Here is a 21,459-nt window from a genome sequence, read left to right on the forward strand (position 1 = left end):
CCACTAAGAGGAGCGGCATGACCCAATCCGCCGACCGCCCCCGTATCCGCCTGAAACCCAAAGCCAATGCGCGCGGACTGCGCCACGGCTTCCCTTGGGTCTATGCCAATGACGTCGTTACAGACCGCCGCACCCGTAAGATCCCGGCAGGGGCTTTAGCCGTGTTGGAAGACGAAAACCGCGCGCCCATCGCGCTGGTGGCGGTGAACCCCGAGTCCAAGATCATGTGCCGCGTTTTGGACCGCGATCTGGATGCCGAGTTAAACGCCACGTGGTTCGAAACCCGCCTGCGCCGCGCGCTAGACATGCGCGAGCGCCTGTTCGACGCGCCCTATTACCGTCTGATCCACGCCGAAGCCGATGGCTTTCCCGGTGTGATCATCGACCGCTTTGGTGACGCCTGCGTCATCCAACCCAACGCGGCGTGGGCCGAAGCGCATCTGGACACTCTGACCGACGCGCTGGTCGCGGTGACCGGCGTGACCACGGTGCTGAAAAACGCCTCGGGCCGGACACGCGGGCTTGAGGGGCTAGACGATGCCAACCTCACCCTGCGCGGCACGGCCCCCGATGCGCCGCTGCCGGTGCCTATGAATGGCGCGACCTATATGGCCGACCTGACCGGCGGCCAGAAAACCGGGCTGTTCTACGACCAACGCCCCAACCACGCCTTCGCGGCCCGGCTGGTCCAACCCGGCGCACAGGTGCTGGATGTGTTCAGCCACGTGGGCGGGTTCGGTCTGGCGATGCTGGCTGGCGGAGCCGGGTCGGCGCTGTCCGTCGATGGCTCAGCCGCCGCACTGGAATTGGCCGCCCAAGGCGCGCAAGCCTCGGGCTTTGCCGACCGGTTCCAAACCCGGCAAGGCGACGCCTTCGATGTCTTGACCCAACTGGCCGAAGAGGGCGCGCAATACGACGTGGTCATATGTGACCCGCCCGCCTTCGCGCCCTCGAAACAGGCGCTGGACGCGGGGCTGCGCGCCTATGAGCGCATCGCGCGTCTGGCCGCGCCGCTGGCCAAAACGGGCGGTTATCTTGGCCTGTGTTCCTGTTCTCACGCCGCCGATCTGGGCCGTTTCCGCGACGCCTCATCGCGAGGGATCGGCCGAACCGGGCGGCAGGCGCAACTGATCCACACGGGCTTTGCGGGGCCGGATCACCCGCAACTGCCGCAACTGGCCGAAAGCGGATACCTCAAAGCCGTGTTCTACCGGGTGTGAGGGCGGTTCTGGATACCTGCGTCATCTATCCCACGGTGATGCGAGCGATGCTGTTGGGCGCGGCAAAGATGGGTCATTTCGAACCCATATGGTCCGCGCGCATCCTCGAAGAATGGGCCCGTGCTGCACGAAAGCTGGGCTCCACGGGTGAGTCACAGGCCCGCGCCGAAATTGCCCTGACTCAATCTCAATGGCCCAAAGCAGAGCGTGAAGCACAACCAGGTCTTGAGCAGCGCCTCTGGCTGCCCGATGCCGCTGATGTTCACGTACTGGCCATCGCCATAGCGTCGTCGTCAGATGTAATTGTCACTATGAACGCGAAAGACTTCCCCCGAAACATCCTGTCGGAAGAAGGGTTGGACCGCCAAGATCCCGATAACCTGCTGCACGGCTTTTGGCGCATCGATCCGGAAGGTATATTTGAGATGGCCGACCGTGTTCTCGCAGAAGCTAACCGCCTCTCAGGCGATCAATGGACTCTGCGTGCGCTGATGAAAAAAGCTCGTCTGCCACGCCTGGGCAAAGCCCTCACCACTTAAATCCGATCCGCCCTTCATCTGGCTAAAAATACCTCGGGGTGTGTGAGGGGCTGGCCCCTCACGGCCGCAACCTATCCACCCGCCTTCCAACGCTGTTCAAGCGCCTCCAACGCCGCAATCCGCTCATCCGTTTTGGGATGGCTCATTAACCAAGCTGGCGTAACTCCCGCCCTCTGCTCGGTCAGCTTTTCGAGCTTGTGAAACAGAGATTTCTGCGGCCCAATCCCAATCCCGGCCTTGGTCAGCAGCGCGGCGGCATATTCATCCGCCTCATACTCATCCCCGCGCGACAGGCGCGAGGCCAGCAGATGCGCCAGCATATTCGCGATCCACGCCCCAATGAACGGAATGAACCGGTTCAACACCATAATCAGCGCCGTCCGCAGCGCGTTCTGACCGGAAAAATCAATCATCCGCCGCCGCGCATGACCCAGCGCCACGTGACCAAGCTCATGCGCGATCACGCTGGCCATTTCCTCGGCCGAGACGTCGCCATCGCGGAACTTGCGATAAAACCCCCGCGTGATGAAAATCCGCCCGTCCGGCGCGGCCAACCCATTTACAGGGTCGATTTCGTAGATGTAGACCGGAACCCGCTCGATCTCGAGCGCTGCCGCCAAACGATCGGTCATGCGTTTCAGCGCAGGGTCCGCCAACTCGGTCGACTTCGCGTCTAATTCGCGATGGGTACGCCACACGGAAATCCGGTACATAACGACGGCATAGGCGATGGCCAACAGGATTGGGGTCAGGCGCAGCATAGATCAGATATGGGGCTGCGCAGAGGCCGAAGCAACAGGAAAATGACGCTGCGCAACAGCCTGTGAGGGCGCGTTGACCGGTCGCGAGAGGCGTGTTTAACCTGCGCCATGACACAGATCCAGACATGCTGTTCCTGCGGTCAGACCAAAGTGACCGTCACCGCCGCGCCCCGTGTTCGTTTTCGCTGCCATTGCACGAAATGCCAGTCCGTTTATCAGGCGCCCTACGCGGATGCCTTGCTGCTGCGCCGGGGGCAGGCGCGTCCTGCTGATCCGTCAACCATCAAATGGATTCACACCAAAAGCCCTTCGCCCCTGTCCCGCGGTCTGTGCAAATCCTGTGGCGATCCGATGTTGGCTTATCTGTTCGGTGCGCTCTCGGTGGTTCCGGCCCGCACGGCGCAGCAGATGGAACTACCACCGGTTGATTGTGACATCTATTACGGCACACGGGTCGAGGATCAGTTGGACGACGTCCCGAAATACTCGGGCGCGCTGTCAACCTATCTGGGTCTGACTTTACCTCTGACCCGAGTGCTGGCATTGCCGGGCCGGGAGCCAACAAGCAGTTAAGAGCCGGTTCAGCGCGTCAGTTCGCGCATTCCTTGCTCTAGCCCGGCCAGAGTCATCGGCACCATGCGGTCCTCGAAAATCTCGCGGATCATGCTGATGGAATGGGTGTAGTCCCAGTATTTCTCGGGCACCGGATTGATCCACAGGTTTGATGCCCACTGATCCCGCGCGCGTTGCAGCCAGACTTGTCCGGCCTCTGGGTTCCAATGCTCATTGGCACCGCCGGGATAGGCGATTTCATAGGGGCTCATGGAGGCATCGCCTACGAAAATACACTTGTAATCGGGGCCGTAGGTGCGCAGCACCTCATGGGTGGGGGTCTGCTGATCCCAACGGCGGGCATTGTCGCGCCAGACGCCTTCGTACAGGCAGTTGTGGAAATAGTAATATTCCAGATGCTTGAACTCGGTCCGCGCGGCCGAGAACAGCTCTTCGACCACCTTGATATGCGGGTCCATTGATCCGCCCACGTCCAGAAACAGCAGCACCTTGACCGCGTTGTGACGTTCTGGCCGGGTTTTGACGTCCAGATAGCCGTGTTCGGCGGTGGCGCGGATGGTGCCGTCCAGATCCAGCTCATCGGCCGCACCCTCACGCGCCCAGCGGCGCAGGCGTTTCAGGGCGACCTTGATGTTGCGGGTGCCCAGTTCAACTGTGTCATCTAAGTTCTTGAACTCACGCTTATCCCAGACCTTGACCGCACGCTGGTGGCGGCTTTCCTTCTGGCCGATGCACACGCCCTCGGGGTTATAGCCATACGCCCCGAACGGAGACGTTCCGGCGGTGCCGATCCACTTGTTACCGCCCTGATGACGGCCTTCCTGATCCTTGAGACGTTCTTGCAGCGTCTCCATCAATTTCTCGAACCCGCCCATGGCCTCAATCTCGGCCTTTTCTTCTTCGGACAGGTGTTTTTCGGCCATCTTGGCCAGCCACTCGGCGGGGATGTCCACGGCCTCGATCACCTGGTCAAAGCTGATCTCTTCCAAACCTTTGAAGCTGGCGGCGAAGGCTTGGTCGAACTTATCGATATTACGTTCGTCCTTCACCATCGAGACACGGGCGAGGTAATAGAACGCCTCGACATCATAGGTGGCCAGACCCTTTTTCATGCCTTCCAGAAAGGTCAGGTATTCGCGCAGGGATACTGGAATACGGGCTTTGCGAAGGTTTTCAAAGAAGGGCAGGAACATGGCTACGAAATCAGTCTGACGATGATCAGTGACAGGATAAGGCCCACCAGCGAAAAGGCGATACCATAGCCAGCGGCGTATTGTGCCATGTCCGCACCACTGCCGTTTCGCTTGCGCGCGGCCATCGCTCCTAGGACCGCCCCCAGTAATGCCATTCCCAGAACTACGACCATGCGTTAACCGCCTCTGTTATTCGCGGGTGCCTCTGCAACGTCCTGCATCAGCGACCGGACCACCGTTTCCGAGCCAAACCCGTAGCGTGCCCACCCCAGACTGTCCAGCCTGACGGAACGTGCTTCGGTTGGGCGTCCCGCCTGATTTAGAGCCTCGGATTTCAGCAGCAATAGTGTTGCCAGCTGCGAGGCGTTTTCAGCGCGCGTCATAACGTCGATGGCTTTGTCCAATTCGGGCAGGAATTGCGGTCCGCTGCCTTGTGCCAATGCATAAGTTCCAAGTTGAGTCGTGATATACGCCTGATGAATCTCTGTGTTTGGTGTCGCGCGGAGGTATTGCAGGGCGGTGTCATAGTCGCGCAAGGCTTTTTGCGGATTGTCGAACTGTTCCATCCGACCCATCAGGAAATAGGGATAGGCACGACGGTGGTCGGTCCATCCTTGTTCCGCTCCTATCCGGGCGGCGCGACTGGCCGAGCGCAGTCTGGCATCAACACTGCGGTTGGGGTTGAGGGAACTCTGGATGGCTCGAATCCAGTCTCGCGTGGTCTGGGTCGTTGGTTGCGCCGGCACGTTTTCACCGCGCGGGTTCAGACGTTTGAGCACGTCAGGTATGACGGCCTCGACCTCTTCGCGGGTCATGCCGCTGCGCAACTCAGGCGCATAGGCCGCGCGCAGGACCAGCATGTCGAACCCAGTCAGAACGGTGTGTATGTTGTCGTCGTTAAAGATCGAATCCGGTAGATGATACAGGTCGTTCAAAGGGCCCAAAGCCTGCGCAAGCTCTTCGTGCAGGCAGTCGCGTTTTTCCTGTGGGCTCGCGTCAAATGGGATGAAAATGCCCAGTCTTTCCCGGTTACGCAGGCGGAGCCAACTGCTTTTCTGTTTCCGCCGATCCCGGCGGTATTCCTCAAAGTCCGAAGAATTGGGCACCACGAAACAGGCCGCCTGGGGCAGGATGCTTTGGATTTGTTCCTGGCTGACGGCTTCGATGGTGATATTAGCGGGGCCGTCCTGGATTTGCCGGATATCGATCCCGGCTTCACGCTGTAAGCGGGTCAGAAGGCGTCGGAGATCGCGTTGCATCGAAGGGGTGACCTGACCCGTAAGGCGCACGGTTACTGGTTCTTCAAACCGGGTGAATACAGGCAGCGCAGTGCCACTTTCCAACGCGAAGTGAAGCGACACGAAATCCTGCGCGATATTCACGTTGGATCGCGTGGGCGGGGTAGGGCGCGCGGTCGCGAATGACTTGGCCGGCGGCAGGATGTCTTCGGTTGGTTTGACGCGCGTCGGCGGTTCGGGTGGGGTGACCGTGGTGCAGCCTGCAAGGGCCAATCCGAACACCATCGCACCAAGCCTGATCATGGGCGTTGATACCGGATGAAGGGCGTTTGCTTGCCGATACGGTCATAGAGCTTGCGCGCGGTGTGGTTGAATTCCTGCGTCAGCCAATAGACCGAGGGCGCGCCTTGACGGTCAGCTTCGTCATATACAGCCTGAATCAACGCACGGCCGACGCCGGTACCGCGTGATGCCGGGGTTGCGAACAGGTCTTGCAGGTAACAGACAGACTCTTCCTTCCACGCATGACGGTGGAACAGGTAGTGCGTCAGCCCGACCAACTGTCCGGCGCTTTCGGCGACAAAGCAGGAAAAATCGTTCGGGTCATCACCCAAAAGGCGGGCAAAAGTGGTGTCATAGGTGCCGTCGGGAACGGTCGTTTCATAGAACGCCAGATAATCGCGCCATAGTTCGGCCCATTGGGCGCGATCATCAGGCCGCAAGGCGCGGATCGTAAGGGTGTCAGACACTCAGCTTGTCCCATCTGCTCGGATGCCCGGTCTTCGGGCCGTCGTTAACCAATGCTGACAGCCCGCTTGCCGTATGGCAAGGCCGATCACCCCATGATCAGCGTTTGCTACGCGCCATAAAAGCCAGACGTTCGAACAAGTGCACATCCTGTTCGTTCTTAAGCAGCGCGCCGTGAAGCTTGGGTAGGGCATTCGCTCCGTCGCGTTTCAGATCCTCGGCGGTCAGATCCTCGGCCAGAAGCAGTTTCAACCAGTCCAGTACTTCCGAGGTCGAGGGCTTTTTCTTCAGCCCCTGCGTGTCGCGGATTTCATAGAACTGCGTTAGTGCGGTGGTCAGCAGCGCGTCCTTGATGCCGGGGTGATGAACCTCGACGATGCGGCGCATCGTGGTCTCATCGGGGAAACGGATATAGTGAAAGAAACACCGGCGCAGGAAGGCGTCGGGCAGTTCCTTTTCGTTGTTCGAGGTGATGATCACGATAGGCCGGTTCTTGGCTTTGATCGTCTCACCAGTTTCGTAGACGTGGAACTCCATCTTATCGAGTTCTTGCAGCAGGTCGTTTGGAAATTCGATATCGGCCTTGTCGATCTCATCAATCAGCAGCACGACCTTTTCGTCGGCATCGAACGCCTGCCACAGCTTGCCTTTGCGGATATAGTTTGACACGTCATGCACGCGCTCATCGCCCAACTGGCTGTCGCGCAAGCGGCTGACGGCGTCATATTCGTACAGGCCCTGCTGCGCGCGGGTGGTGGATTTCACGTTCCACTCGATCATCTTCAGACCCAGCGCACCAGCCACCTGTTTGGCCAGCTCGGTTTTGCCGGTGCCGGGTTCGCCCTTGACCAGTAGCGGACGCTCCAGTGTGACCGCGGCATTCACCGCGATGGTCAAATCATCAGTGGCAACATATTCGGCTGTGCCTTGAAAACGTGCGGTCATGGGGTCCTCATCCTGTATCGCGCGGCCTGTGGTCTTTGGGTTACAGAGCAGTGAGGATTTTTACAACCCGCGTCGCTGCGTGCCGTCGCGCCAAATTGGTCAGCGAGTCCAATGCCTTTGGTTGATTCAAGCGCTAACAGACCCTGCGGCATTTTGGGGGATGCCTTGAAAAGGCCCGCCAATTTTCACAGAAAAACAAGGTTTTGTTGTTTGATGTCTCATATTTAGACTGTTTATGATCACACTTGTTCGGCGCTACGTTTGCATAGTGACAATCCCCGCGCCGTCAGATAAACGCTCCGCAGAAGGGAATGCCTCATGTCTGGTGAAGAGAGTGCACTCGGCGTTGAAGGCCACACCGAGGGAGCAAAAATGAAGCAGGAAGTATTTCTGCCCGAAGATTATCGTCCAGCCGAAGACGAGCCATTTATGAACGACAGGCAGCTTGAGTATTTTCGTCGCAAGCTGTTGGACTGGAAGACAGAACTTTTGGCAGGCAGCCGCGACACGATCGAAGGTTTGCAGGACAACACCCGTAACATCCCCGACGTTGCCGACCGCGCAAGCGAGGAAACCGATCGAGCGTTGGAACTGCGCACGCGCGACCGTCAGCGCAAACTGGTGGCTAAAATCGACTCGGCCCTGCGCCGGATCGATGAGGGCGAGTATGGTTACTGCGAAAAAACAGGCGACCCGATCTCGCTGAAGCGTCTGGATGCGCGCCCGATCGCAACCATGACGCTCGAGGCGCAGGAACGGCATGAGCGTCGCGAAAAGGTCCACCGCGACGATTGATCGTCCTGAAATGTCAAGAATTCAAACGCCGGGGCCTGTTGCTCCGGCGTTTTTGCGTTAAGGCAATGCTATGAAGATCAATGGTTTGAAGTTTTGCGTGGTAGGCGGCGGCATCGGTGGACTTGCTGCGGCGTTGGCTATGCGCCAGCGCGGTGCGCAGGTGACGGTGCTAGAGCAGGCCCCAGCACTGACCGAGGTCGGAGCGGGCCTTCAGATCAGCGCCAACGGGATGTCCGTTCTGCGCGCCTTGGGGGTTGCGGGGGATCCGCCTGAAGCCGCGCAACTCTCGCACGGAGCTATTTTGCGTGACTATCGCAAGGGTCGGGTTATCAGTCGCATCCCAGCCCCTGCGGCGGGTCCGACATTCTACTATCACCGCGCCGATTTGCTGGAGCTGTTGCGACGGGCGTCCGAGGATGCAGGTGTCGACATACGCCTTGGCGCGCGAGTGCAGACGGTTCGCAAACACCCGTCCGAGGTCGAGATCGTGCTGGATGATGAAGAGCGCCTCCGCGTCGAATGTGCCATTGCCGCAGATGGTGGACGCAGCACCCTTCGCCCGATCCTGAACGGCCCCGAGGCCCCAGCCTTCACCCACCAGATCGCCTGGCGCGCGACGGTGCCTTGGGAGGATAAGGTCGAGAAGTCGCAAGCCTCACTGACAATGGGGCCGGGGCGGCACATCGTCACCTATCCGCTGCGCGACCAACGCCTGATGAACGTCGTAGCAATTGAAGAACGCTCGGACTGGCAGCAGGAAGGCTGGCGTGTAAAGGGCGATCCCAATGACTTGCGCGCTAGGTTTGCCGATTTTGGAGGGCCGGTGACAGACATTCTGACAAAGGTCGAAGAAACGCATCTGTGGGCACTGTTCCTGCGTCCGGTGGCCGAGAGATGGCAGAACGGACGCTTGGCCCTGTTGGGCGATGCGGCCCATCCGACGTTACCCTTCATGGCGCAAGGAGCGTGTCTGGCGCTTGAGGATGCCTGGGTTCTCGCACGCTCTTTCGACAACCAATCGGGCGTAAGGCAGGCCCTTGTAGCCTACGAATCCGTGCGCCAACGCCGCGCGCAGCACGTGGTAGCTGCCGCATCCGCAAATGCACGCAATTTTCACTTGCGCGGTCCGATGCGTTTGGCCGCGCAAGCAGTTCTGGCGGCGATAGGTCCGCGCCTGACGCAGAAATACGACTGGATCTACAACTACGACCCAACCGTTTGATCTCAGATGTCCAAATCAACCCAGACTGGCACGTGATCCGAGGGTTTTTCGTGCCCACGCACCTCCTTGTCGATTTGACAGTCTCGCATCAGATCTGCGGCCTGAGGGGTTAGTAGAAAATGGTCGATGCGAATGCCGTCATCCTTGTTCCACGCTCCGGCCTGATAGTCCCAGAAGGAATAGTGGCCAGCACCTTGTACTCGGGCACGGAACGCCTCGGTGAACCCTAGGTTCAGGATTTTGCGGAAGGCGGCCCGGCTTTCGGGTCGGAACAAGGCGTCCTCGCGCCATGCATCGGGGCGTTTTGCATCTTCCGCTTGCGGAATGATGTTGTAGTCGCCCGCCATCAACGCAGGCTCTTCGGTTGCCAGCAGGTCACGGGCGCGATCATACAGACGCTCCATCCACGCCAGTTTGTAGTTGTATTTTGGCCCGGGCGCGGGATTTCCGTTCGGTAGATAAAGGCCACAAATCCGGATCGCCTGCTTGCCGACAACAGTCGCTTCGATCCAACGGGCTTGTTCATCCTCGTCGTCACCGGGCAAGCCGCGCGTTACATCCTCCAAGGGTAGCTTCGAGAGGATTGCGACACCGTTAAAGCTCTTCTGACCATGCGTTTCGACATTGTATCCGCGTTCTTCGAAGATTTCGCGAGGGAAGTTCTCGTCGACGGATTTAATTTCTTGCAGCAGAGCGATGTCCGGTTGTGCCTCGTCCAGCCACCGGGGCAGGGCCTCGGCCCGCGCCTTGATCCCATTGATGTTGAACGTGGCGATTTTCATGCGCGGCCCTCCAAAGCTGTTGGCAACCTATCGCGCAGAATGAACCCAGCGGCAAGTGGCGGTGAAGGATGCGAGGCTCTGCCTCGCGCTCCGAGGTATTTTTGGCCAGATGAAGAAACGGATTGTTAACCAACTTTTGCGATCTATGGGAGGCGGTACAGGCGGAGGCGCCGATGACCGCGCCAGGTGAAGCTCTCCGGCGGTAGGGTCGGAGAGCGGATCCCTCTTCATCTGGCTGAAAATACCTTGGGGGTGTGGGGGCAAAGCCCCCACCTACGTTACATCGAAAACGACGTGCCGCAGCCACAGGACGATGTGGCGTTGGGATTATCGATGACAAACCGCGCACCGATCAGTTCCTGAGTAAAGTCGATGATCGCGTTTTCCAGAAAGGGTAGGGAAACCGAGTCCACGATGACCTTTTGGCCTTTGCCTTCCAACACAAGATCATCGTCTTTTGGCTGATCCAGTGCAATTTCATATTGAAACCCTGAACATCCACCGCCTTCGACCGCGACGCGTAAAGCCTGCCCTTGATCCGCAGCGCCGATTTCGGCAAGACGGTCAAAAGCGCGTTCGGTGACTGTGGGAGGCAGATTCATGCCGGACTCCAAAGGTTTATTTCCTTGTTCCGCTACAATATATGTAACCAAAGGACAGGCGACAAGGACAAGACCTTTGGACAGAGCGGGTTTTGCCTCGGATCCCGGCCGCGCAAGAGGGCGGTTGGTGCCGGAGGACGAAAGCAGTTTCCGGTCATGCTTTCAGCGCGACCGTGACAGGATCATTCATGCCAGCGCGTTTAGGCGGCTCAAACACAAGACACAAGTGTTTGTCGAACATGAAGGGGACAGTTACCGCACCCGTCTGACCCATTCAATCGAAGTGGCGCAAGTTGCGCGGACTATAGCCGGGGCCTTGGGCCTGAACCCCGAACTGACCGAGGCCGTGGCTCTGGCGCATGATTTGGGTCACACGCCTTTTGGTCATACGGGCGAAGACGCATTGCACGCGCTGATGCGGCCATATGGCGGGTTTGATCACAACGCTCAGGCCATTCGGATTGTCACTAAGCTGGAACGCCACTATGCCGAATTCGACGGTTGCAACCTGACTTGGGAGTGTCTGGAAGGCATTGCCAAGCACAACGGTCCGGTGGTTGGTGAATTGCCCTGGGCGCTGGCCGAGTGCAACGGCGCGTTTGATCTGGAGCTGCACACTCATGCCAGCGCTGAGGCGCAGGTTGCGGCCCTATCCGACGACATTGCCTATAACAATCACGATTTGCTGGACGGGCTGCGGGCGGATTTGTTCAGTGATGATGAAATTCAAGCCCTGCCGATTGTGGGTGCATGCTATGCCGAGGTTGATCGCGCCTATCCAAATCTTGATCCGTATCGGCGCAGGCATGAAGCTCTGCGGCGCGTCTTTGGGGTCATGGTCTCGGATGTGATCGATACATCTGCCGCGTTGATTGCCGAATCCGGAGCGCAATCGGTGGAAGATATCCGCCATTTGGGCCGCCCGGTGATCCAGTTCTCGGGGCAATTGTGGGCGCAGTTGCAGGACATCCGCGCCTTTCTGTTCACCCGGATGTATCGCGCGCCTTCGGTGATGGAGGTGCGGGCCGAAGTTAGCAAGATAGTCGAAGAGTTGTTCCCGATTTATCTCGGGGCCCCCCGTCAAATGCCGGCCCGCTGGCACGCTGATATTGAGGCGGCAGGGAATGAAGCCGCACTTGCCCGGATCGTGTCAGACTATATCGCCGGGATGACGGACCGGTTTGCGATACAGGATCATGTACGGTTGACAGGACGACCCGCGCCTCAAAGTCACTCGATCCCGATATAGGCCAGCGCCCAGACCTGTTGGCTGGCTTGAGCGTCGGCTGCGTCTGCATCGTCGGTTGGCGGGAACACGATCATGGTGGGGCCATATCCTCCGACGCCCATCGGTGCACCGTCGACATGGGTGGCTAAAATTGGTTTGTACGTCGAGATGCTGTCCCATGGGATTTCCGCCTGATACCCGTCCATTGCCATGGGACGTGCGGTTTTTCCTTCGGCCCCCGCAAGGATCATGACATCCGACAGCAGCGGGCCACTAAACGTGTAGTCGCGTTGATGATCGGGCGGGCCATAGGGAATGGTGATCTGAACCTGGGGCAGGCTGTCCAGAAGGGCCGCGTCAAACCCTGCTGCCCCGTCATGAGTCACTTCGAGAAACCCAAGCAGCCCGCCGTCATTCTCGCCCCGCGCGGGCAGGTTGGTCTCAGTGACCGCGCCGCCGAGTGTCACCAGCACATGTCCTTGCGGTGCGGGCATTTCGGCCAGAACGGGCAGGGCATAGGACAGAAGCAGGCTTAGGGGCAGGGCAAGGCGCATGAATGGTCTCCGATCAGGCAATTCCGCGCGACTTTAATGGGGAATGCGCTTAAACCAAGAGCAAACTTTAGGCATCCATTGACCTTGCTGGTTTGCGTGGTAAACCGCCGGGCAAGCAAAAGGACATCCGAAATGAACCTGTTTTCCGAGATCCGCGCCCTGGTACTGGACGCGCTGGCACAGATGCAGTCCGAAGGCGCGCTGCCCGAGGGGCTGAGCTTTGACAACGTGGCCGTGGAACCGCCGCGCGACGCGGCACATGGCGATATGGCGACCAACGCGGCGATGGTGCTGGCGAAACCCGCCAAGATGAAGCCGCGCGACATTGCCGATGTGCTGGCCGGTAAGCTGGCCGAAGATGACCGGATCATCAGCGCCGAGGTGGCAGGGCCGGGGTTTTTGAACCTGCGTCTGGCGCCATCGGTCTGGCAGGGTGTGTTGGCTGCCGTGCTAGAACAGGGCACCGATTATGGCCGCTCGACCATGGGGCACGGGCAGAAGGTGAACGTCGAATATGTCTCGGCCAACCCCACAGGCCCGCTGCATGTTGGGCATACTCGGGGCGCGGTCTTCGGGGACGCATTGGCAAGCCTGCTGGCGTATTCCGGCCATGATGTGACGCGTGAGTATTACATCAACGACGGCGGCGCGCAGGTGGATGTACTGGCGCGTTCGGCCTATGAGCGGTATCGCGAGGCCAATGGCCTCAGCCCCGAGATTGCCGAAGGCCTTTATCCCGGTGACTATCTGATCCCGATCGGTGAGGCTCTGAAAGAGAAATACGGCGACAGCCTGATCGACAAGCCTGAAAGCGAATGGCTGGAAGACCTGCGCAACTTTGCTACCGACGCGATGATGGACCTGATCCGCGCCGATCTTAAGGCGCTGGGCGTTGAGATGGATGTGTTCTTTTCTGAGAAGTCCCTCTACGGTACAGGCCGGATCGAGGCTGCGCTGCAGTCGCTGACCGAGAAGGGTCTGATCTATGAAGGTGTGCTGGAGCCGCCCAAGGGTAAAAAGCCCGAGGATTGGGAGCCGCGCGAGCAGACCCTGTTCAAATCGACCGAACATGGCGATGACGTGGACCGTCCGGTCAAGAAATCAGACGGCGCGTGGACCTATTTCGCGCCCGATATCGCCTATCACTATGACAAGGTAAGCCGTGGTTTTGACGCGCTGATCGACGTGTTTGGTGCCGACCACGGCGGCTATGTCAAACGGATGAAGGCGGCTGTGTCGGCTCTGTCTGACGGTAAGGTGCCGCTGGATATCAAGCTGACCCAGTTGGTAAAGCTGTGGAAGAATGGCGAGCCGTTTAAGATGTCCAAACGGGCAGGGAACTTTGTCACTCTGCGCGATGTGGTGGATCAGGTGGGCCCGGATGTGACCCGTTTCGTAATGCTGACCCGCAAGAATGACGCGCCGCTGGATTTCGATTTTGACAAGGTGCTGGAGCAGAGCCGCGAGAACCCCGTGTTCTACGTGCAATACGCCCATGCCCGCGTCATGAGCGTGCTGCGCCGCGCGGCTGAGGCCGGGATTGCCGCAGATGATGCGACCCTCAAAGGGGCCGATCTGAGTAAGAACGATCACGCATCCGAGCTGACAGTCGCCAAAAAGCTGGCTGAATGGCCGCGACTGGTGGAAATCGCCGCCCGCACGAACGAGCCGCACCGCGTTGCGTTCTACCTCTATGAACTAGCCGGCGACTTCCATGCGCTGTGGAACAAGGGCAACGACGAAACCCAGCTGCGGTTCATCCAGGATGGCGATGTTGCCACAAGCCAGTCAAAAATCGCATTGGCTCGTGCCGTTTCTGTTGTGATTTCAGCGGGCTTGGGTATTCTTGGCGTTACTCCGGCGCAGGAGATGCGGTAACAAACACCGCCCGACGCGCCGGTACGAGGTAGGCAAGAAATGACCCGCGCGCCTTATTTCCCGGCGCGAAACGGGCGGTGAGGCGGACATGGCGAACTACGATTACTCGGGGCAAATGCGTCCCGAGCAGATGCATTACACGAATCAACCGCATCCTCAGGGTGGGTACGACTATTCCGATGAGATGCACGGATACGAAGATGCGCCCCGTGCCGCCGGTTTAGGTCGTATCGTGAATGCGCTGGGCGCGGTTGCATCCCTGGCCTTGGTCGCGGGGATCGGTGTCTGGGGCTACAAGCTTGTGATGCGTGATGTCAGTGGCGTTCCGGTGGTACGTGCTGTCGAAGGCCCGATGCGTATTCAGCCAGAGAACCCCGGTGGAACCCCCGCTGATCATCAGGGCCTTGCAGTAAATACTGTCGCTGCGGTTGGGACGGCTGCGCCTCCGGCGGATCGTCTGATCCTTGCTCCGCGCCCGGTTTCGCTGACGGATGAGGACACGCCGGTTGAACCGCTGCGTGCAACCCCTGCGGTGCATGTGGTTGAAGAGGAAATCTCGAACCAGGAGGCGGCTCAACTGCGTCAAGGCGCGGTTGATGCGTTGGTTGCCGAATTGGCGGGTGAGGCCGAAACGCCTGACACCGAAACAGACGAAGGTGTTCAGCTGGCCTCGTTGGCTCCGTTGGATGATGAGCCCGCGATTGATCCTGCCGATCTGGCCGCGCAACTGCCTGACCCTGCGATTGCAGCCCTGCCAGGCGTCCGGCGCTCATTGCGTCCGACCACGCGGCCCGCACGAACGACTGCCAGTGGCATTACCGCATCCAGCAAGACCGAAGATGCTATCAACGCGGCTGTCAAAGCGGCCGTGGGGCTGGATGTCGATCCGAACGTGCTGTCCAAAGGTACACGTATGGCCCAATTGGGCGCGTATGAAAGCCCTGATGTCGCGCGGGCCGAATGGAATCGTCTGAATGGGCGTTTCAGTGAGTATATGGATGGAAAACAGCGTGTTATCCAGAAAACCTCAAGCGGTGGCCGTACGTTCTATCGCCTGCGGGTTCTGGGCTTTGATGACCTGAGCGATTCACGCCAGTTCTGTGCCGCGCTGCAAGGGCAAGGCGCTGACTGTATCCCGGTGGCCGCTCGGTGACATTCTGCGCCGCAATTACCGATGCCGAGGGGCTGCGCCTGACGCCTCAGGAAAAGAAACTGTTTCGAGAAATGAACCCGTTTGGGTTCATTCTGTTTGCCCGCAATATCGAGACCGAGGATCAAGTCCGCGCTCTGTGTGATGAGTTCCGCGAGGCGGTAGGTCGCAATTGCCCAATTACTATTGATCAGGAAGGCGGGCGCGTGCAGCGCCTGCGCGCGCCCATCGCGCGCGAGTGGCTGCCGCCGCTGGATCACGCTGAACGCGCCGGGGATCACGCCGAACGCGCAATGTATCTGCGCTATCGCCTGATCGCGCGGGAATTGTTCGAGCTGGGCATCGACAGTAACTGTGCCCCCATGGTGGACTTGGCGCGCGCAGATACGCACGCTTTTCTAAAGAATCGCTGCTATGGGTCTGACCCTAAACAGGTTTCCAAGATCGGGCGCGCCGTCGCGAAGGGGCATCTTGAGGGCGGTGTTCTTCCCGTTATCAAGCATATGCCCGGCCACGGGTTGTCAACGCTGGACAGCCACCATGACCTGCCGCATGTGGACCTGACACAAGAAGCGCTGGAAGGGGCTGATTTCGCACCGTTTCGCGCTTTGAACGATCTTCCCATGGGGATGACCGCGCATCTGGTCTATGACCGGATCGACCCGCAACCGGCGACGATTTCACCTACGATGATCGGCCTGATCCGAGATAAGATCGGGTTCGATGGGCTGATTATGACCGACGATATCTCGATGAAAGCCCTGAGCGGTGCGCCCGAAGAGATCGCCCAGCACGCGTTGGCTGCGGGCTGCGACGTGGTCTTGCATTGCAACGGCTCGTATGAGGCCCGCGCTAAAGTGCTGGAGGCCGCTGGCGAGATGACCCCGCAAGCGCAAAAACGCGCCGAAAAGGCACTGTCGATGCGGCAAAAGCCCGTGGAACTTGACATCCAAGCCGCCGAGGCGGAACTATCTGCCCTAATGGGCGGGCAGGTATATGAACGATAACCTTTTCAGCGAAGACCCGGTCTCGGTCGCGGATCGGCTTGCTGCCGAGGCGTTGATTGTTGACGTTGACGGGTTCGAAGGCCCGCTGGACGTGCTGTTGACCCTGTCGCGGACGCAAAAGGTTGACCTTCGGAAAATCTCGGTTCTGGCGCTGGCGCAGCAATATCTGACCTTCGTGGAAAAGGCCCGTGCGCTGCGGATCGAACTGGCGGCTGATTATCTGGTGATGGCCGCGTGGCTCGCCTTTCTGAAATCCCGCCTGCTGCTGCCGCCCGATCCCGATGACGAAGGACCGTCGGGCGAGGAATTGGCCGCGCACCTGGCCTTCCAACTGGAACGTCTGCAGGCCATGCGCGATGCTGCTGCCCGTCTGATGGCGCGCGACCAGCTGGGGCGCGATTTCTTCAAACGCGGGCAGGGCGAGGATATCACCCGCATTCGTACAGTGACCTATTCGGCCACGCTGCTTGACTTGATGCAGGGCTATGCCCGTATTCGTACCCGCGACGAATTCCGACCCTTTGTCATGGACCGCGATGCCGTCTTTACCATGGAACAGGCGCTGGAACGGATGCGCCCTCTGATCGGGTTTGCGGGCGCGTGGACGGATATGGAATCCTATCTGCCCGATGGCTGGGACGCCGATCCGGTGCGGCGGCGCTCGGCCACGGCGGCGACATTCGCGGCCTCGCTGGAGCTGGTGAAAGAGGGACACATGGAAATCAAACAGAGCGAGACGTTTGCTCCGATCCATCTGCGCAAGAGGACCGAAACACGTGACTGAAACCTCTGAGGAAACCGGCACACTGTTCGAAGCCCCCCCCTTGGCCGAACAGGAACGTATGGTCGAAGCCGTGCTGTTCGCCAGCGCCGAACCGGTGACGATCGGCGATCTTGAGGCCCGGATGCCCCATGGCAGCGATGCGGCGCAAGCGGTTGATCTGTTGCGCAAACGATACGAAGGCCGCGGCGTGCGCGTGGTGCGCGTGGGCGAAGCCTGGGCCATCCGAACCGCCCCCGATCTGGGATTTCTGATGCAGAAGGAAACGGTTGAGACCCGCAAACTCAGCCGTGCCGCGATCGAAACGCTGGCCATCGTGGCCTATCACCAGCCCTGCACGCGGGCCGAGATCGAGGAAATCCGTGGCGTGTCCGTCTCGCGCGGGACCATCGACCAGTTGCTGGAAATGGAGTGGATCAGGCTGGGCCGCCGACGGATGACTCCAGGCCGCCCGGTGACCTTCGTGGTAACGCCGCAGTTTCTGGATCATTTCGGGCTGGAAAACGCGCGCGACCTTCCGGGGCTGCAAGAATTGCGCGCCGCCGGGTTGCTGGAAAACCGGCCGCCTCCGGGAACGATCCCAATGGGCGAAGGGCGCGAGGATGAAGATGACGACGAGCAGACCGAACTGTTCGAGGAAGAGTGATCGCGCAGCCCTTTTGTTGACGCAAGAATCACCTATGTTGAGGCGCAGGAAACGGAGTTAAGCAATGAATGCCAATCGAATGATCGATATGATTGTGCGTCAAGTCATGCGTCGGCTTGTGACAAAAGGCGTCGATAAAGGGCTCGACTTGGCGGGCCGAGTCGGAAAGCCGCAGCAAGGACAGCCCTCTGCCAATGATCCTCAAGCTGCCCAGCATATGAAACAGAATGGCGACCGTCAGGCGCAAAACGTGAAACAGATGCAGCGGATGACTCGTCAGATGCGACGGTTCATGAAGTTTTAAGAGACAGCTTTAAAGTGCTTGGATAGTTTCAAGCCCTGTCCCTGATAGTTTGACGCGATGCCTGCCCCATAGAGCTGCGTGGGCATTTCAGCCATTTTTTCGTAGACGAGCCGTCCTACGACCTGCCCATGCTCTAGCACGAATGGGGCCTCATGGCAGCGCACCTCCAATACGCCGCGCGACCCTGCACCCCCAGCCGCAGCATGACCAAAACCAGGGTCGAAGAAGCCGGCATAGTGCACCCGGAATTCACCAACCATAGCGAGATAAGGGGCCATTTCGGCGGCATACATTGGTGGGATATGAACAGCCTCGCGGCTGACCAGGATATAGAAAGCGCCGGGATCAAGGATGATTCGCCCCTCGGTGGTGCGCACTTCTTCCCAATATTCCTGCGGGTCGTATTCACCAATCCGGTCCAGATCGATCACGCCCGTATGGGGCTTGGCGCGGTAGCCCACCAGATCAGTGTCAGGCAGGCGCAGGTCAACTGAAAAGCCCAGCCCATCCTGAATGACCGCAGGTCCATCGACCAGTGGGGACTTATTGTGCAGCGCGCTCAGTTCTGCGTCGCTCAACACGGCTTGTCCCTGACGGAATCTTATTTGGTTCAAACGCATGCCCGGTCGCACTAGAACCGAGAAGGAGCGGGGGCAAATTTCGGCATAGAGCGGGCCGCGGTAGCCAGCGGGCACACGGTCAAATTCGGCCCCTCCATCTGTGATTGTACGTGTCAGCAGATCCAGGCGCCCGGTCGAGCTCTTGGCGTTGGCCACAGCGGTCACGCTGTCAGGCAGGGCCAGCGATTCCATCAGCGGCACCAGATAGACGCATCCCTTTTCCAGAACAGCGCCGTCGGTGATGTCGATGCGGTGCATCTCAAACTCGGTCAGGCGGTCGGCGACGGATCGCCCTTCGCCGGCCAGGAACGAGGCACGCACGCGGTAAGCGACTGTTCCAAGACGCAAATCCAGACTGGCCGGTTGTACCTGCGCGTCGATAACCGCCGGGTTTGCAGTGATCTCACCGCGTGCGATCATGCCTTCGATTTGCTGGTTTGGGCATACACCTGTCATCTTGATCCCCCCTGATGCCAGAGCGGGATCTGGCCTGTCTGCCATAAACGTCGGTGTGATTTGGTCGGGCTAGCAGGACTCGAACCTGCGACCTTCCGTCCCCCAGACGGACGCGCTACCAGGCTGCGCCATAGCCCGACGTTGAGGTGTTCATAAAGACTTTCCCGGCGGGGGCAAGAGGAAATCATCGCCTTTTTTCTTATCCCGCGGATCGGTTTTCAATTCTGTTCAGAACGGCACGCAATTCCTTTGCGACGGGTGCAATCCGGCGCAAAAGATCGTCGTCGAAATCGGTTCGTGCCCAGGCACGGGCTGCAATTCCAGAAATTGTCGGAGACCGTTCGACATGGACAGGTGAAACCGCTTCGCGCGGCATAGATGTGTCTTGTGGCGTGGCCGGAGCGGGTTTTGCAGCAGGGCTTTCCTTAGGCGCACCGGGGGTCGTGCTGCTATCTCCCAAGTCCAGTGTGATCTGCTGGCTGGGCTCAGGTTTTGCAGTAAATGGAACCACCACCGCGTCGTTTGCCTTGGCTTCGGGTTCGGCGGTTTCATCAAGCCCCTGCGACAGCGAAGCCACATAAGCCACGCCTTGCTCACGCAGAATGCGCTGCACGCCTTTGATGGTGATCCCATCTTCGTGCAGCAGCTTTTTGATACCTCCAAGCAGGCGCATGTCATTGGGTCGATAATACCGCCTGCCACCCGCGCGTTTGACCGGTTTCACCTGTGTGAAACGGCTTTCCCAAAATCGCAGAACATGTGCCTGAACACCCAGCCAGTCCGCAACTTCACTAATCGTGCGAAAGGCGTCGGGTGACTTGCTCATGGTGTCGCTGTCCTGATGTTACTTGCGGTTCCCAGCGGCGACGCGATCCTTCATCAGGTGCGACGGGCGAAAGGTCAGCACGCGACGCGGCTGAATAGGAACCTCTTCCCCGGTTTTGGGGTTGCGGCCGATGCGGGCAGTTTTGTCCCGAACGCTGAAAGTCCCGAAGGATGAAATCTTGACCTGTTCGCCGCGCACAAGCGCGTCGGACATATGGTTCAGAACGCTTTCGACCAGTTGCGCGCTTTCATTGCGTGAGAGGCCCACCTCACGAAAGACGGCCTCGCTCAGATCCATTCGGGTCAGTGTTTTGTCGCCCATGCCAATTCCCCTGTTGATGGTAAAGCATAGGGTCAGGGCAAATTCACTGTCAATATCAATGAATTGCACGGCTGTGTGTAAGCCGTTTTGCGCCTGTTACCACCGCAGGAGGACAGAACCCCACGCCAATCCACCCCCGATTGCCTCTGTCACTAGCAAATCGCCGGGTTTGAACTGCCCGCGTTGCTTGGCGACGGACATAGCCAAGGGAATCGATGCAGCAGACGTATTGCCGTGGTCCTGAAGCGTCACGACAACGTGATCCATGGGCACGCCCAGCTTCTTGGCGGTGCCCTGAATGATACGAATATTCGCCTGATGGGGAACGATCCAGTCCACATCCTCATGTCCAAGACCAACTTTTTCCAAGCAAGTCTCGGCAGTGGCGGTCAGGCGTTCCACCGCTTGGCGGAAGAGTTGGTTGCCCTTCATGCGAAGAAAACCAGTGGTCTGGGTCGAGACGCCTCCGTCTACGTAAAGCAGGTCTTTGTAGCGGCCGTCGGAATTCAGGTCAGTAGCCAGGATACCGCGATCCTCGGCTGTACCAACCCCTTCCTGGCGTTCAAGAATCAAGGCACCAGCGCCATCGCCGAACAACACACAGGTGGAACGGTCTGTCCAATCCATGATTCGGGAGAACGTCTCGGCCCCGATCACCAGAACCCGTTTGGCCTGATCCGACAAGATCAGAGCGTTGGCATTGGTCAGAGCGTAGACGAATCCCGCACACACGGCCTGGACGTCAAAGGCGAAACCTTTGGTCATACCCAACCGTGATTGCACCATGGTGGCTGCTGAGGGAAAGGTCAGGTCCGCCGTCGAAGTTGCCAGCACGATGGCGTCGATGTCATCCGCCGTCAGCCCGGCATCCGCCAGTGCGGCTTCGGCTGCCTTGGTCGCCATGTCCGAGGTGGTTTCACCTTCGGCTGCGAAATGGCGGCGTTCGATACCCGAGCGGGTTTTGATCCACTCATCAGATGTATCAAGCGACTTTTCAAACTCGGAATTCGGAACGATGCGCTCTGGCAAATAATGTCCGACACCTACAACAACTGAACGGCCTGCCATGTT

The 21,459-nt window shown here is 59.2% G+C and carries 25 protein-coding genes and 1 tRNA gene; 12 read left to right on the plus strand and 14 right to left on the minus strand.

Annotation, left to right across the window (positions count from 1 at the left end):
- Positions 1-17 precede the first annotated feature (17 nt).
- Positions 18-1,220: an RSP_2647 family RNA methyltransferase gene (locus AC2FNR_RS10750; RefSeq protein ID WP_496849031.1), complete on the plus strand. Its 1,203-nt coding sequence runs from the start codon at positions 18-20 to the stop codon at positions 1,218-1,220.
- Entirely contained in the window at positions 1,217-1,759 is a 543-nt protein-coding gene (locus AC2FNR_RS10755) for an RSP_2648 family PIN domain-containing protein (protein ID WP_496849032.1), read from the plus strand. Before AC2FNR_RS10750 ends, AC2FNR_RS10755 begins: the two co-directional genes overlap by 4 nt.
- Before the next feature lie 71 nt (positions 1,760-1,830).
- On the opposite strand, the gene AC2FNR_RS10760 is transcribed toward AC2FNR_RS10755, so the two are convergent.
- The gene (locus tag AC2FNR_RS10760; protein WP_496849033.1) at positions 1,831-2,520 is read right to left on the minus strand and encodes a M48 family metallopeptidase; all 690 of its coding nucleotides are present in this window, start codon (positions 2,518-2,520) and stop codon (positions 1,831-1,833) included.
- A 108-nt stretch (positions 2,521-2,628) separates the two neighbouring features.
- Here AC2FNR_RS10760 and AC2FNR_RS10765 point away from each other — a divergent pair, with 108 nt between their 5' ends.
- Positions 2,629-3,093: a GFA family protein gene (locus AC2FNR_RS10765; protein WP_496849034.1), complete on the plus strand. Its 465-nt coding sequence runs from the start codon at positions 2,629-2,631 to the stop codon at positions 3,091-3,093.
- Between the two features lie 8 nt (positions 3,094-3,101).
- On the opposite strand, the gene AC2FNR_RS10770 is transcribed toward AC2FNR_RS10765, so the two are convergent.
- The 5 genes from AC2FNR_RS10770 to AC2FNR_RS10790 all read right to left on the minus strand — a co-directional run bounded on the left by AC2FNR_RS10770 (position 3,102) and on the right by AC2FNR_RS10790 (position 7,216).
- Positions 3,102-4,286, minus strand: coding sequence for a vWA domain-containing protein (locus AC2FNR_RS10770; RefSeq protein WP_496849035.1), 1,185 nt, complete (start codon positions 4,284-4,286; stop codon positions 3,102-3,104).
- Positions 4,287-4,288: 2 nt separating this feature from the next.
- The gene (locus AC2FNR_RS10775; RefSeq protein ID WP_353390253.1) at positions 4,289-4,459 is read right to left on the minus strand and encodes a hypothetical protein; all 171 of its coding nucleotides are present in this window, start codon (positions 4,457-4,459) and stop codon (positions 4,289-4,291) included.
- Positions 4,460-4,462: 3 nt separating this feature from the next.
- Positions 4,463-5,827 carry a DUF2927 domain-containing protein gene (locus AC2FNR_RS10780; RefSeq protein WP_496849036.1) on the minus strand — a complete coding sequence of 455 codons (1,365 nt, stop codon included), beginning with the start codon at positions 5,825-5,827 and terminating at the stop codon, positions 4,463-4,465.
- Positions 5,824-6,273 (minus strand): GNAT family N-acetyltransferase, encoded by a 450-nt coding sequence (locus tag AC2FNR_RS10785; protein ID WP_170354459.1) that lies wholly within the window; start codon positions 6,271-6,273, stop codon positions 5,824-5,826. Before AC2FNR_RS10785 ends, AC2FNR_RS10780 begins: the two co-directional genes overlap by 4 nt.
- A 97-nt stretch (positions 6,274-6,370) precedes the next feature.
- The gene (locus tag AC2FNR_RS10790; RefSeq protein ID WP_353390247.1) at positions 6,371-7,216 is read right to left on the minus strand and encodes an AAA family ATPase; all 846 of its coding nucleotides are present in this window, start codon (positions 7,214-7,216) and stop codon (positions 6,371-6,373) included.
- Between the two features lie 372 nt (positions 7,217-7,588).
- Between AC2FNR_RS10790 and dksA the strand changes: the two genes are divergently transcribed.
- Positions 7,589-8,011: an RNA polymerase-binding protein DksA gene (gene dksA / locus AC2FNR_RS10795; protein ID WP_170354457.1), complete on the plus strand. Its 423-nt coding sequence runs from the start codon at positions 7,589-7,591 to the stop codon at positions 8,009-8,011.
- Positions 8,012-8,081: 70 nt separating this feature from the next.
- The gene (locus tag AC2FNR_RS10800) at positions 8,082-9,233 is read left to right on the plus strand and encodes an FAD-dependent monooxygenase (protein ID WP_496849037.1); all 1,152 of its coding nucleotides are present in this window, start codon (positions 8,082-8,084) and stop codon (positions 9,231-9,233) included.
- Between the two features lie 2 nt (positions 9,234-9,235).
- Here the strand turns inward: AC2FNR_RS10800 and xth are convergent, their stop codons facing one another.
- Together xth and AC2FNR_RS10810 are read right to left on the minus strand one after the other, a co-directional pair.
- Complete coding sequence (gene xth, locus AC2FNR_RS10805; RefSeq protein WP_496849038.1) at positions 9,236-10,015, minus strand: exodeoxyribonuclease III; 780 nt, start codon at positions 10,013-10,015, stop codon at positions 9,236-9,238.
- 278 nt (positions 10,016-10,293) lie between these two features.
- Complete coding sequence (locus tag AC2FNR_RS10810; protein WP_496849039.1) at positions 10,294-10,617, minus strand: HesB/IscA family protein; 324 nt, start codon at positions 10,615-10,617, stop codon at positions 10,294-10,296.
- 76 nt (positions 10,618-10,693) lie between these two features.
- Here AC2FNR_RS10810 and AC2FNR_RS10815 point away from each other — a divergent pair, with 76 nt between their 5' ends.
- A complete protein-coding gene (locus AC2FNR_RS10815) occupies positions 10,694-11,866 on the plus strand; it encodes a deoxyguanosinetriphosphate triphosphohydrolase (RefSeq protein ID WP_496849040.1) in 1,173 nt (390 codons plus the stop codon).
- On the opposite strand, the gene AC2FNR_RS10820 is transcribed toward AC2FNR_RS10815, so the two are convergent.
- The gene (locus tag AC2FNR_RS10820; protein WP_496849041.1) at positions 11,848-12,399 is read right to left on the minus strand and encodes a putative pterin-binding protein; all 552 of its coding nucleotides are present in this window, start codon (positions 12,397-12,399) and stop codon (positions 11,848-11,850) included. The genes AC2FNR_RS10815 and AC2FNR_RS10820 overlap by 19 nt on opposite strands.
- 132 nt (positions 12,400-12,531) lie before the next feature.
- Between AC2FNR_RS10820 and argS the strand changes: the two genes are divergently transcribed.
- The 6 genes from argS to AC2FNR_RS10850 all read left to right on the plus strand — a co-directional run bounded on the left by argS (position 12,532) and on the right by AC2FNR_RS10850 (position 18,165).
- Positions 12,532-14,277: an arginine--tRNA ligase gene (gene argS / locus AC2FNR_RS10825; protein WP_496849042.1), complete on the plus strand. Its 1,746-nt coding sequence runs from the start codon at positions 12,532-12,534 to the stop codon at positions 14,275-14,277.
- A gap of 88 nt (positions 14,278-14,365) precedes the next feature.
- Positions 14,366-15,430: an SPOR domain-containing protein gene (locus tag AC2FNR_RS10830; protein ID WP_496849043.1), complete on the plus strand. Its 1,065-nt coding sequence runs from the start codon at positions 14,366-14,368 to the stop codon at positions 15,428-15,430.
- Complete coding sequence (gene nagZ / locus AC2FNR_RS10835; protein ID WP_496849044.1) at positions 15,427-16,434, plus strand: beta-N-acetylhexosaminidase; 1,008 nt, start codon at positions 15,427-15,429, stop codon at positions 16,432-16,434. Before AC2FNR_RS10830 ends, nagZ begins: the two co-directional genes overlap by 4 nt.
- Complete coding sequence (locus AC2FNR_RS10840) at positions 16,424-17,218, plus strand: segregation and condensation protein A (RefSeq protein WP_496849045.1); 795 nt, start codon at positions 16,424-16,426, stop codon at positions 17,216-17,218. The genes nagZ and AC2FNR_RS10840 overlap by 11 nt, the downstream gene beginning before the upstream one ends.
- Complete coding sequence (gene scpB / locus AC2FNR_RS10845; RefSeq protein WP_170354447.1) at positions 17,211-17,861, plus strand: SMC-Scp complex subunit ScpB; 651 nt, start codon at positions 17,211-17,213, stop codon at positions 17,859-17,861. The genes AC2FNR_RS10840 and scpB overlap by 8 nt, the downstream gene beginning before the upstream one ends.
- Positions 17,862-17,925: 64 nt before the next feature.
- A complete protein-coding gene (locus AC2FNR_RS10850; RefSeq protein WP_496849046.1) occupies positions 17,926-18,165 on the plus strand; it encodes a hypothetical protein in 240 nt (79 codons plus the stop codon).
- On the opposite strand, the gene AC2FNR_RS10855 is transcribed toward AC2FNR_RS10850, so the two are convergent.
- The 5 genes from AC2FNR_RS10855 to AC2FNR_RS10875 form a co-directional block, all read right to left on the minus strand.
- On the minus strand, positions 18,162-19,241 hold the full coding sequence (locus AC2FNR_RS10855) for a 2'-deoxycytidine 5'-triphosphate deaminase (protein ID WP_170354445.1): 1,080 nt from the start codon (positions 19,239-19,241) through the stop codon (positions 18,162-18,164). The two genes, AC2FNR_RS10850 and AC2FNR_RS10855, sit on opposite strands and share 4 nt — an antisense overlap.
- A gap of 61 nt (positions 19,242-19,302) precedes the next feature.
- Positions 19,303-19,379, minus strand: a tRNA-Pro gene (locus AC2FNR_RS10860).
- Between the two features lie 61 nt (positions 19,380-19,440).
- Positions 19,441-20,067: a MerR family transcriptional regulator gene (locus AC2FNR_RS10865; RefSeq protein WP_353390223.1), complete on the minus strand. Its 627-nt coding sequence runs from the start codon at positions 20,065-20,067 to the stop codon at positions 19,441-19,443.
- Positions 20,068-20,085: 18 nt separating this feature from the next.
- Positions 20,086-20,388, minus strand: a complete 303-nt coding sequence (gene ihfA / locus AC2FNR_RS10870; protein ID WP_008755922.1) for an integration host factor subunit alpha — start codon at positions 20,386-20,388, stop codon at positions 20,086-20,088.
- Between the two features lie 96 nt (positions 20,389-20,484).
- The gene (locus AC2FNR_RS10875; RefSeq protein ID WP_353390221.1) at positions 20,485-21,456 is read right to left on the minus strand and encodes a beta-ketoacyl-ACP synthase III; all 972 of its coding nucleotides are present in this window, start codon (positions 21,454-21,456) and stop codon (positions 20,485-20,487) included.
- Positions 21,457-21,459 lie beyond the last annotated feature (3 nt).

The organism is Ruegeria sp. SATB045, assembly GCF_059613525.1.

Bases quoted from the DNA above. Each gene is read 5' to 3' on its own strand.
- argS (WP_496849042.1), top strand. From the start codon at position 12,532: ATGAACCTGTTTTCCGAGATCCGCGCCCTGGTACTGGACGCGCTGGCA.
- dksA (WP_170354457.1), top strand. From the start codon at position 7,589: ATGAAGCAGGAAGTATTTCTGCCCGAAGATTATCGTCCAGCCGAAGAC.
- AC2FNR_RS10800 (WP_496849037.1), top strand. From the start codon at position 8,082: ATGAAGATCAATGGTTTGAAGTTTTGCGTGGTAGGCGGCGGCATCGGT.
- xth (WP_496849038.1), bottom strand. From the start codon at position 10,015: ATGAAAATCGCCACGTTCAACATCAATGGGATCAAGGCGCGGGCCGAG.
- AC2FNR_RS10790 (WP_353390247.1), bottom strand. From the start codon at position 7,216: ATGACCGCACGTTTTCAAGGCACAGCCGAATATGTTGCCACTGATGAT.
- AC2FNR_RS10780 (WP_496849036.1), bottom strand. From the start codon at position 5,827: ATGATCAGGCTTGGTGCGATGGTGTTCGGATTGGCCCTTGCAGGCTGC.
- AC2FNR_RS10765 (WP_496849034.1), top strand. From the start codon at position 2,629: ATGACACAGATCCAGACATGCTGTTCCTGCGGTCAGACCAAAGTGACC.
- AC2FNR_RS10875 (WP_353390221.1), bottom strand. From the start codon at position 21,456: ATGGCAGGCCGTTCAGTTGTTGTAGGTGTCGGACATTATTTGCCAGAG.
- AC2FNR_RS10750 (WP_496849031.1), top strand. From the start codon at position 18: ATGACCCAATCCGCCGACCGCCCCCGTATCCGCCTGAAACCCAAAGCC.
- AC2FNR_RS10830 (WP_496849043.1), top strand. From the start codon at position 14,366: ATGGCGAACTACGATTACTCGGGGCAAATGCGTCCCGAGCAGATGCAT.
- AC2FNR_RS10855 (WP_170354445.1), bottom strand. From the start codon at position 19,241: ATGACAGGTGTATGCCCAAACCAGCAAATCGAAGGCATGATCGCACGC.
- AC2FNR_RS10760 (WP_496849033.1), bottom strand. From the start codon at position 2,520: ATGCTGCGCCTGACCCCAATCCTGTTGGCCATCGCCTATGCCGTCGTT.
- AC2FNR_RS10850 (WP_496849046.1), top strand. From the start codon at position 17,926: ATGAATGCCAATCGAATGATCGATATGATTGTGCGTCAAGTCATGCGT.
- AC2FNR_RS10810 (WP_496849039.1), bottom strand. From the start codon at position 10,617: ATGAATCTGCCTCCCACAGTCACCGAACGCGCTTTTGACCGTCTTGCC.
- AC2FNR_RS10865 (WP_353390223.1), bottom strand. From the start codon at position 20,067: ATGAGCAAGTCACCCGACGCCTTTCGCACGATTAGTGAAGTTGCGGAC.
- AC2FNR_RS10840 (WP_496849045.1), top strand. From the start codon at position 16,424: ATGAACGATAACCTTTTCAGCGAAGACCCGGTCTCGGTCGCGGATCGG.
- AC2FNR_RS10770 (WP_496849035.1), bottom strand. From the start codon at position 4,286: ATGTTCCTGCCCTTCTTTGAAAACCTTCGCAAAGCCCGTATTCCAGTA.
- AC2FNR_RS10820 (WP_496849041.1), bottom strand. From the start codon at position 12,399: ATGCGCCTTGCCCTGCCCCTAAGCCTGCTTCTGTCCTATGCCCTGCCC.
- ihfA (WP_008755922.1), bottom strand. From the start codon at position 20,388: ATGGGCGACAAAACACTGACCCGAATGGATCTGAGCGAGGCCGTCTTT.
- AC2FNR_RS10775 (WP_353390253.1), bottom strand. From the start codon at position 4,459: ATGGTCGTAGTTCTGGGAATGGCATTACTGGGGGCGGTCCTAGGAGCG.